This is a genomic window from Campylobacter ureolyticus (assembly GCF_013372225.1).
GTDB lineage: Bacteria > Campylobacterota > Campylobacteria > Campylobacterales > Campylobacteraceae > Campylobacter_B > Campylobacter_B ureolyticus.
Genome location: NZ_CP053832.1, coordinates 814,761 through 825,073 on the forward strand (window position 1 = coordinate 814,761; position 10,313 = coordinate 825,073).

At 25.9% G+C, this 10,313-nt stretch carries 11 protein-coding genes and 2 tRNA genes; 9 read left to right on the top strand and 4 right to left on the bottom strand.

All coding sequences use genetic code 11. The annotated features are described in order from the left end of the window. Nucleotides 1-63: 63 nt before the first annotated feature. The 8 genes from CURT_RS04155 (at nucleotide 64) to CURT_RS04190 (ending at nucleotide 5,936) form a co-directional block, all read left to right on the top strand. Entirely contained in the window at nucleotides 64-993 is a 930-nt protein-coding gene (locus CURT_RS04155; protein ID WP_217907060.1) for a hypothetical protein, read from the top strand. Continuing rightward, nucleotides 993-1,436 carry a hypothetical protein gene (locus CURT_RS04160; protein ID WP_018712987.1) on the top strand — a complete coding sequence of 148 codons (444 nt, stop codon included), beginning with the start codon at nucleotides 993-995 and terminating at the stop codon, nucleotides 1,434-1,436. The genes CURT_RS04155 and CURT_RS04160 overlap by 1 nt, the downstream gene beginning before the upstream one ends. A gap of 4 nt (nucleotides 1,437-1,440) precedes the next feature. Beyond that, nucleotides 1,441-2,556 carry a zonular occludens toxin domain-containing protein gene (locus CURT_RS04165; RefSeq protein ID WP_018712988.1) on the top strand — a complete coding sequence of 372 codons (1,116 nt, stop codon included), beginning with the start codon at nucleotides 1,441-1,443 and terminating at the stop codon, nucleotides 2,554-2,556. Further along, on the top strand, nucleotides 2,516-2,767 hold the full coding sequence (locus CURT_RS04170; RefSeq protein WP_018712989.1) for a hypothetical protein: 252 nt from the start codon (nucleotides 2,516-2,518) through the stop codon (nucleotides 2,765-2,767). The genes CURT_RS04165 and CURT_RS04170 overlap by 41 nt, the downstream gene beginning before the upstream one ends. Before the next feature lie 159 nt (nucleotides 2,768-2,926). Next, nucleotides 2,927-3,166, top strand: coding sequence for a hypothetical protein (locus CURT_RS04175; RefSeq protein WP_018712990.1), 240 nt, complete (start codon nucleotides 2,927-2,929; stop codon nucleotides 3,164-3,166). Continuing rightward, nucleotides 3,166-3,798: a hypothetical protein gene (locus CURT_RS04180; protein ID WP_169478823.1), complete on the top strand. Its 633-nt coding sequence runs from the start codon at nucleotides 3,166-3,168 to the stop codon at nucleotides 3,796-3,798. Before CURT_RS04175 ends, CURT_RS04180 begins: the two co-directional genes overlap by 1 nt. Nucleotides 3,799-3,824: 26 nt before the next feature. Beyond that, nucleotides 3,825-5,069 carry a replication endonuclease gene (locus tag CURT_RS04185; protein WP_018712992.1) on the top strand — a complete coding sequence of 415 codons (1,245 nt, stop codon included), beginning with the start codon at nucleotides 3,825-3,827 and terminating at the stop codon, nucleotides 5,067-5,069. Nucleotides 5,070-5,321: 252 nt separating this feature from the next. Next, a complete protein-coding gene (locus CURT_RS04190; protein WP_018712994.1) occupies nucleotides 5,322-5,936 on the top strand; it encodes a tyrosine-type recombinase/integrase in 615 nt (204 codons plus the stop codon). Between the two features lie 83 nt (nucleotides 5,937-6,019). Here the strand turns inward: CURT_RS04190 and CURT_RS04195 are convergent. Together CURT_RS04195 and CURT_RS04200 are read right to left on the bottom strand one after the other, a co-directional pair. Next, nucleotides 6,020-6,094 (bottom strand) — tRNA-Met (locus CURT_RS04195). A gap of 11 nt (nucleotides 6,095-6,105) precedes the next feature. Continuing rightward, a tRNA-Gln gene (locus CURT_RS04200) sits at nucleotides 6,106-6,180 on the bottom strand. A 158-nt stretch (nucleotides 6,181-6,338) separates the two neighbouring features. On the opposite strand from CURT_RS04200, the gene CURT_RS04205 reads away from it, so the two are divergent. Further along, entirely contained in the window at nucleotides 6,339-8,375 is a 2,037-nt protein-coding gene (locus CURT_RS04205; RefSeq protein ID WP_018712995.1) for an ATP-dependent helicase, read from the top strand. Between the two features lie 206 nt (nucleotides 8,376-8,581). Here CURT_RS04205 and truA read toward each other — a convergent pair whose 3' ends face one another. Then, the gene (truA, locus tag CURT_RS04210; protein ID WP_026320313.1) at nucleotides 8,582-9,283 is read right to left on the bottom strand and encodes a tRNA pseudouridine(38-40) synthase TruA; all 702 of its coding nucleotides are present in this window, start codon (nucleotides 9,281-9,283) and stop codon (nucleotides 8,582-8,584) included. After that, a complete protein-coding gene (locus CURT_RS04215) occupies nucleotides 9,280-10,308 on the bottom strand; it encodes an LptF/LptG family permease (RefSeq protein WP_018712997.1) in 1,029 nt (342 codons plus the stop codon). The genes truA and CURT_RS04215 overlap by 4 nt, the downstream gene beginning before the upstream one ends. Nucleotides 10,309-10,313 lie beyond the last annotated feature (5 nt).

Below are 10,313 nucleotides of genomic sequence, written 5' to 3' on the forward strand. Positions count from 1 at the left end.
TTTGATTTTCCTAATGACGGTTCTGTTTCAAAAATGCAAAATAATCAACTTGTTGCCGCAAAAATGAAAGATTTAAATAAGCCTATTCCTACAAAAGAAATAACTATGCCAAATGTCAATAAAGAAATAAGTTTAAATTATGATCTAAATTCTATGTTGAAAGATAATCCTACTAAAAATTTACCTATGGTAATAAAACAAACCTCTAAAAATGGAAATAAAACTAATTATAAAGGCGTTATTACAACTCCTGATAATAGTATTGTAAATGTTGAAATAATAGAAACAGATACTAGTAATGGTTCAAAAGTTCAAGATATAGATTTAAGTTTTGATTATGATACGCCAAGCGGAAAAAAGAAATTTAATACTGGCTATGTTATAACTATTGATAACAGTGGAAAAGTTGTTAATAATATTTATAAGTCAAGCACGGTTACAGACCCATCAACTGGTAAAACTAATTTAAACAATAATAATCAAACTCCAGCACCTTCAAATAATCCAGATTTAAGCTCTTTAGAAAACGCAATAAATCGCACTAATTCTAAGCTTGATGATATAAATAAAAATGTATCTGATATAAAAGCCGAGCAAAAAGCACAATGGGAGTATAAGCCTAATATTGATACTGCTACATCTTTTTCATCTTTTAAAACTGCTATGTCTAATTTTGATGTTTCAATAAATGATGCTTTTAATTTTGCAAATGGTGTAAAAGATGATATTGATGATCTAATGAATGATTTTGATAATGCTTTAGATATTTTTAAGGGTGGTATTGATGAGCCTAAAATTCCTAATGGTAAATGTCCTTTTAAAATTAGCGGTCCAGCTCCAGGAAGTGGAAAAACTAATATTTTTGAAATAGATCCTTGTAGGTTAGTTAGTCCTTATAAATCAATTCTTACTATATTTTTTACATTTTGGTTCAGCTTTGAAATTATTATGTTTTCTTTAAAATATCTTTTTAAAGTAGGGGGTAATTCTTAATGAAGTGGTTAATAAATACTATAGGTGGTTTTATAGTTTTAGCTATTGAATGGCTTGTTAAAAAAATTGGCGTTAAGGTTACAGTTGGTGCTTTTATTATTCCTATTTATGTTTCTTTTATTGCTTTTATGTTTGCATTTTATGGTTATACAATTTTATTTATGATGAAAATTTGGAATTTGATAAAAGAATATTTCCCTAAGGCTTTTGATTATAGTTCTGCTAGTGGTAGTTTTGCTGGTCTTTCAAGCCATACTATTACAAGTTCTACAATGGCTTTTTTACATGAAAGTGGTTTAGCTGACGCTTTTTCTAATGCTATGAATTTATTTTTGTCAATTCTTAGTTTATATTTTGCTTTGCAACTTTATAAAGTGATTATGTATATTAGAAAAAATATGAATGAAATAATCACTAGTTTATTTACTTTATTAGTTAGGTAGTAAAATGTTAACTTTACTTTTAGGACCGCCAAGAAGTGGAAAAACTTATAAAGCTGTAAATGATATTTATGAGGAATATTTAAAATTTAAGAAAAATGAAAATAAATATAGATTTATTTATACAAATATTGTAGGTTTAAAATTTGATGAATTTGAGGGGTTTGTTAAGCCTTTTAATAAAACTGATTTTTTAAATGCAACTATTGAGGAAAGTGTTTTAAATTCTCAACATGAAAGCGGTTTTTTAGGCGATATAGCTGATTATGATAAATATGCCTATGAAAAAGGGATTTATAAAAACTATCATCACACTTTAATTGTTTTAGATGAAGCTTATAATACTTTTACAAAAGAATTTAATAATTCTTTAGGTAGATTTTTAAGTTATCACGGTCATTTTGGTATTGATGTAGTTTTTCTTTTGCAATCTCGCCGTCAAACAAATAGGGAGTATTTAGTTCATACAGAATTAATGTATATGGCTCAACCAAGCGGTAAAAGAATACTTTCAAGGCTTTTTAGATATAAAGTTTATTTAACTTATTTAGATTATCAAAAAAACTATATAAAATCAGAAAATTTAAGATTTAATCCTAAAATTTCAAATCTTTATAATAGTGGTTCAACTAAGATTTATAAAAGTTATGCAACTGGTAAAATTATATTTTTACTTTTAATTATTTTTATTTCATATTTTGGTTATAAGTTTTTAAAACCTAAACCAGCTAAACAAGAAACTATTATTACTGATGAAAGATTTAAAGATATTAATCGAACTAATCAAGATATAAAAGAACCGCAATTAATTCAAAACAGTGATCTAAATTTAGATCTTAATACAACAATTTTTAACGATAAAAGAACTTATTTAAAGATAACTTGTTATTCGCATTTTTGTAAATTTAGAAATTATAGTTTAGATTTGTCTTTAAATAGTTTTTTAGAATTAATTTCTAGTTTTGACTGTTATATTTTTTTAAAAGATGAGAAATCAGCAAATTATGCTGATTATTACTTATCTTGCCCTTTAGATTTTTCTAAAGTTGTTTCTAATATTAATGATTTGCAGGAGATTTGCGATGAGAATAAAGGTAGTTTTAATACTTTTAGTTTTAAATAGTTTTTTATATTCTTTAGAATTTAGAACTATTAAATTCAGTGATTTTTTAGGTGAGATTAGCGGAATTACTGGTAAAAATATCGTTATTAGTGGTGAAATTAATACTAATTTTGATGTATTTTTACCTACTCTTGATCTTACAAAAATTGAAGTAATGGATGGATTATTAAAAGACATTTTAAAGGTTAATGGTCTTGATTATATGCTTTAAGATAGCGTTATTTTAATTTATAATCCAACTATTGATGAAAATCCTATTTTAAATGATTACATTATTAAATTTAAGCATATTTCTAAAGATGATGTTATAAGTGCTTTAAATTTATTTAATGAAAATATTAAATTTAGTGTTTATTCTGATCGTGTTTTATTGATTACTACGGAAAGTCAATTTAAAACCATTGAAAGTCTTATAAAAGGACTTGATACAAGTTATCAGTTAAGACAACTTAGTTTTACAATTATAAGCACAGATAATTCAAAATTAAAAGAAATTGGACCTAAAATAGAGGCTGTTTTAAATTCACTAGATCATTTTTATTTTAAGATAATTACAAATATTTTAACAGTTGATAGCACGAGTATAAAAAAGATAGTGTTACAAGCTTAATAAATCTTTTAAAAGAAAATGGCGTTTCTGATTTACTTTATAATCCTAGAGTTACACTTATTGACAATAAAGATAGTGTTATAGAAAGTGTAATTAAAACTCCTATTAAAAAATCACGTGTTGAAGTGCAAAATAATCAAACTGTAACAAGTGATGAAGTAGAGTATAAAGATGTAGGACTTAGGCTTAATATAAGCAGTGTATTAATTACAAATGATAGTGTTAGTTTTAGTCTTGATCTTTATATTGAAAATTTACTAGATGATACAGATACACCTAGAATTTCAAGCAGACATTTAAAGACAAATGTTTTTTTAACTGATAGTAATTCTTTTCTTATTGGTGGTATAAATTCAAAAGAAGTTATAACAAATGTAAAATCAATCCCTTTTATTGAAAATATACCTATTTTAGGAGATATAACAACTTATAAAAGCACAAAAATAAATGATTATAGTTTTAGTATTTTTATCACGATGTTACCAACTACAAATGAAGTAATGGTTTTTCCTTGCTATTTAGAAAATACACCTTTAAACAGTTGTCCTAATGGTTATTTTAAAAGCACGCACGAACCGCGAAAGGGGTCCCCGCTTGCGGGGAATGGCGGGCGTGCTCTTGGCTATATATAATAGAAGTGTGTATAGGTAGTAAAAAAATGTATGGTATTACCGATTTTGATAGAAATCTCTTAAAATTAAAGTTAAAAAATCAAAAAAAGTTTTTAGACGAGAACTTTTTATTTATTAATGGCGAGTATAAACCTTATAGTGATTTCTATTTTTCATCTTGGCATAATTCTAATCGTTACATTGCAGAACTTAACAACCGTGTATCAAGTCTTAATAAATACGCTAATAAAAAAGGTTTAAAGCCTATTTTTGCTGTTTTAACTCTACCTACGGAGTATCATCAAAAAAAGCAAATTACTTTAAAAAGTGGTAGAAAAAAGCTAGTTTATAATAATAAATTTATTGATGATGAAAATCATACTGTAAAAGCTGGAGCTAATAAACTTCAAAGTGTAGTTAGAAGTATAATGAATTCTAATACTATTCGTTCTATACCTAAAGAAAATCGTTGTTATATAACTACTAAAGAGCCACATTTAGACGGAACTTGTCATTTAAATTTACTTTTATTTGTTCCTGAAAATTTTGTTTTAAGATCTGTAAATGTTATAAAAAATAGATTTTTAGATACTCATTCAAAGATTACAATAGATATTAATAACCCAACTGCTTATGTTATGAAATATATTTTTAAAACACTTGATGATTTAAGAAAAAATCCAAGTGTTGATAATTTAACTGATATTACATTTTGGTATTTAAAACATAGAATTAGGCGTTTTACAATGTCTTTAACTTTTATTTCCCTTGAAATTTATAGGAAATTAAGCGGTAGAATTGATTTAATAAGTTTAACTAAAAATTATAATAAAGGCTTAATTACTGTTTTAATTGATGAAAATAATAAACCTATTGTAATATTTGATGAATTCGGTGAAATATGGCAAAAAAAGAGATTAAAAGAGCCTATTTTATTAAGACAAAGACCTAAACCAACTAAACCAAGCAAAAAAGATAAGATTTATCATAAAGCTATAAATAGATATATGGCAATGAGTCAAAAAGAATTACAACATTATCACAGATATGATAATGTAAAAGATAAAAATTACTATACTATGAGTGATTTTGAATTAACACAAGAGTATTTTTATGCTACAAATCCACAAAGTGATTTTAACAATCCTTTAAGATTAGCTATTTTAGAAAATGAGATGTTAGATCGTGGCTTAGATAATTTTACAAAAAATCAAGAAATTCATAATCTTAATAATTTTGATGAGCTTTATTATGATTTTATAGATCAGGAAAAAATGTTTTTGGATTTTTAATATGATTTTAAATGAACTTTTTAAAAATTACTTAGAATTTTATGAACTTTTATTAAGTCCTACAACCCTAAGAAGTGATATAGCAACTTATAATAAGCATTTTAAAAAAGCTTAGGTTTAGAAAATGTAAAAGATATAAATTTTATTGAAATTCAAAGATTTTGTAATGATCTTATTAAGCAAAATTATAAGATAAAAACTGTTAAAAATATTCTTGCTAAACTTCGTGTAATTTTTAAATTTGCTATAAAAATGGAGCTTATAGATAAAAATCCTTGTGAGCTTGTAGAACTTCCTAAATTTGATAATAAAAGATATTTTGATTATTCTGTGAATTTACAAAAAAGATTTATAAAAGCAATTGTAACAAATCAAGGTTATAATGCTGATATATTTTTCTTTTTACTTCACGGAAGAAGAAAAAACGAGGTCCTAAGTCTTAAATGGCAAGATATAAATTTAAAAACTAAAACTTATGAAATACCAGCTTTAATAAATAAAGCCAAAAGAAATATGATCTATTCTATGAGTGATGATCTTTATGCTAGACTTTATAAAAGATATATCAAAGCTAAAAACAATAACGATCTAAACAATTATATTTTTATAAATCCAAATACTAATACTAAATTTAAAGATTTAAGGAAAAGTTGGAATTCTCTTTTAAAAAGAAATAATTTACCAAAAATAAGGCTTCACGATATAAGGCATTTGGTTGCTACATATTCTATAAATTATCTAAATTTACCAGTAGAACAAGTTAGTTTCACCTTAGGTCATACAAATATAACAACAACTCAAAGATATATAACAACTGATATTAAAAACTCTAAAAAAACAATTGAAAGTTTAATAAATTCAGTATAAACTTAAACAAATATAAGAGTAGTTAAAATTTAAATATTAAGAATAATTTAAGTATGCTTTAAAATATCGGTAAAATGGTGATTTGGTTGCAGAGGAAGGACTTGAACCTCCGACCTTCGGGTTATGAGCCCGACGAGCTACCACTGCTCCACTCTGCGATAAAAGTAAGTGGATGGGGTAGGAGGATTCGAACCTCCGAATGATTGGACCAAAACCAATTGCCTTGCCGCTTGGCGATACCCCATTACTTAAAAATGAAATCAAATTATAGTATAAAATAAGCTTATTGTCAAGCTTTTTATAAAAAATATTTTAATTTATATTTTTTTCTCAAAAATAAAGACAAATTTACCCCTCTTTTATTCTTTATAAGTATAATTTACAGTTTTTAAGGAGATAAATTTGCCACTTTCAAAACTTAATAACGATCAATTAGCAGCTGCTACTGCACCACTTGGAAGAAATTTAGTGATTGCAAGTGCAGGAACTGGAAAGACATCTACAATTGTAGCAAGAATTGCACATCTTTTAAATAATGGTGTAAATCCAAAAAAAATACTTCTTCTAACTTTTACAAATAAAGCCTCAAAAGAGATGATTGCAAGACTAGAGCGGTACTTTGATAAAAAAATAACCGCAGATATTATAGCTGGTACATTTCACTCAGTTTCTTACACACTTTTAAGAAGTCTTGGAAAAAATGTTGTTTTAAAGCAACCAAGTGAGCTTAAAATTTTACTTAAATCATTGGTTGATAAACGTAAATTTAGCAATATTAGTGATATTAAGCCTTATTCTGGAGCTTATCTATACGATATATATTCGCTTTTTCAAAATAAAATAATAGATGGAAATTTTTATAATTGGTTTGTTGAAAATTATGGTGAACAAAGTGTTTATGCTGAAATTTATGAAGATGTTTTAAATGAATTTGAAGAAGAAAAAGAAAAATTTGGATATGTTGATTTTAATGATTTGCTTTTAAAAATGAAACGCGAGCTTAAAAAAGGAGCTCCTTTAAATTTTAGCGAAATATTAGTTGATGAATATCAAGACACAAACTCACTTCAGGGAAGCTTAATTGATTCTTTTAATACAAAAAGTTTATTTTGTGTTGGAGATTACGATCAAAGTATTTATGCATTTAATGGGGCAAATATTGATATAATTGCTTCATTTAAGACTCGTTATGAAAATGCTAAAATTTATGCTTTAAATGTTAATTATCGCTCTACAAAAGGCATTTTAGCACTTGCAAATAAGGTAATTGAAAACAATCCAAGACTTTACGAAAAACATTTAAGCGTAAATAGAGATGGTGAGTTTAAGAATCCTAGACTTTTAGTATTTGATGAAATTTATACTCAATACTCAAAAATTGCCGATATGATAAAATCTTCTAAATTTGAAAAAACAAATATTGCTGTTATTTTTAGAAATAACTCAAGTGCCGATGGTATTGAGGCTAGCTTAAGAGAAAGAGGCATTGCTTCAAAAAGAAAAGGAGGTATTAGTTTTTTTGAGAACAGAGAAATAAAATCTTTGATAAATTTTATAGGAATTTTAATTAATCCAAAAGATATTATGGCTTTTATGCAGATTTTTGAGTATGCAAAAGGTGTTGGTACAGCTGTTTCAAAAGAGGTTTATGATGCACTAAATTCTCTTGGAAAAGGAAATATAATAAGAGGATTTTTAAATCCAGATAAAGAAGCAAAAATTTATGAAGCAAAAAAGAAAAACTATCAACTTGGACTTTTTGATGATTTAGATATTTTTGATGAAGTTTCAAGGTTTGATGAAGTAAAAATAAATCAAAATTTTATAAAAAATCCAGTGCTTAAATATGCAAAATTAAGCAATAGTGCAGCTTATATGCTAAGTGAAATTTATAATCTTTTATTAAAAACAACAAATATAAACTCATCAAGAGAAATTCTAAAAGACATAGTTTATTCTAATGCTTTTGCCATAATTGTAGATGATATTGCTACAAAAAGAGCAACCTTAAAAAGTGGTAAGGTTGATGAAGAGTTAAAAAAAGAAAATATTCAAAAAATTTATCAAAAATGTGAAATTTTAGTAAGTTTAACTAAAAATTATAAAGATATAGAGAGTTTTTATAGTTTCTTAACACTTGGGGCTGGAGAAATGAGTGAAGGTGAGGGTGTAAATTTGCTAAGTATTCACGCAAGTAAGGGCTTGGAATTTGCTCAAGTTTTTGTAGTAGATCTTGCGCAAAACCGTTTTCCAAATTTAAAGCTTATGGCAAGTGGCGGTAGCTTAGAAGAAGAAAGAAGGCTTTTTTATGTAGCTGTTACAAGGGCTAGGGATGAGCTTATTTTAAGCTATGCAAAATATGATAAAATAAGAAAAATTGAGTATAAACCAAGCCAGTTCTTAATAGAGGCTGGAATGATAAAAGAACAAATTATATAAAATAAAAAAATGAGCAAAAATTAAAATAAATAATAGAGTCAAGAAAATTTAAAATTTAAAAAGATTATATTGAAAAAGAAGTCAAAGATAATTATTTGTAAAAATAATAATAAAATTAAAAATTATATTACTTAATTATGGTTTAAAAGTGGATATTTATCTAAATTTGTAAAATATCAATAATGAAAGTAGCAAAGATATAAATTTTAATAAAAAATTCTTTCTAAATAAAGAGCATTTGGAGAGGCTGGAATTCGTGTAATTGGCTTTTCTAAGCTAAATTTTTGGTTTGAAATTTGCTCTTTTAGGGCATTTGCTACCATTAAGCGAACTTGCGATCTTAAAAAGCCATTTGCTTGAAATTTAATAATCGTAAAATTTTTATATGAAAACGCATAAGCTTTATAAATTTCTCTAACGCTATCTTTTATATCGCTTCCTGTTTTCATAAACTCTTTAAAATCGTGTTTTCCAATAAATTTACTAAGACTTAAATTAAGTTTTTCTATATCAATTTCATTATAAAAAAGGCATAAATTTTCTAAAAAAGGACTAAAATTTGAGTGATTTAAAATATACCTATAACTTCTTTTTTTAGCATTAAATCTTGGGTGAAACTCACTAGATACTTTTTCAATTTTTTTTATATTTATAAGTGGTCTTGCGTGGCGATTTAACTGTTCTTTTAATTTGTCTAAATCCCAAAATTCCCCACAATTTGTAGTGCTTACTTGATTTAGTGCGTGAACTCCTTTATCTGTTCTTGAGGCAGTTGTAAGTTTTTCAAATATTCCTACCCTAAAAAGTGCCATTTTTAATCTATCCTCAACTGAATTTTTATGTGGTTGAGACTGCGAGCCACTAAAATTTGAACCATTATAAGAGTATATTAATTTTATTTTCATCAGTATTTTTTAGATATTTTTTGATAAAAAGCAAATAATGAGGTTATGAAAAATAGACTAAAAACAACAGGAATTGCAATAAATGGCTTTTTTGCTAAAAGCATAATACTTGCAAAATAGACAAACAAAACCCCGAAAACTCCAACATATACAAACCCTTTTTCATATCTATAAGTAACAATTCCAAGGCTTATCGCAAATAAAACACTAGCTAATGGAAATAGTGAAACCAGTGTGTAAATACTCAAATCTTTTGCTCTTTTTTTATCGGTTTTTGCACTCATCCAATAATTAATTATTGAGTTTGCATCTCTTATCTGGCCTGTTGGATTTGAGCGAATTATCATATTTTTAAATGAAGTTATGTGAATATTTTTATCAACTGTATAGATAAGTCCGTTGCTTAAAATCATTTTAAAAACACTATCTTCGCTTTTAAACTCGCCTTTTTTTGCTAAGATAATTTTTTCTTTTTCACTGCCTTTTTTTGGAGCATACATTATTAAATCATTATAAATTGTATTTTTATCAAGTTTTTCATCGCTTTGTATAAAAATAAGCCATTCGCCAAATTTCTGTCCAAGTTCGCTTGATTTAAGGTTTAAAGTTGCTTGTGTTTTTTTATAATCAACAAAATTATCTTTTAAATTTTCTGCATAAGGCATCATTATAAGCGAAGTAAAAAGTAAAATTATGGATAAAATAGTTGAAAGAAACAAAAAAAATCTAGCTATTTTTTTAGATGGATAGCCAAAAGTAAATATAACAATACTTTCATTTTCTCTTGAAAGCCTAAAAAGAGAAACCGCTAGAGCAACAAAAAAGGCAATTGGTGTTGTAAAAATTAAAATTCTAGGTAGCATAAACAGATATAATTTAAAAAGCTCAGAGCTATTTATTTCTATAAAAGAAGTAATTTTTGCAATTTGTATAAAAAAAACAATCGACATTATTAAAAATAAAACACTAAAAAGTGAGGCAAAACTACTTATAAAACTTGATAGTAAATATCTATTTATTTTATTCATACTGG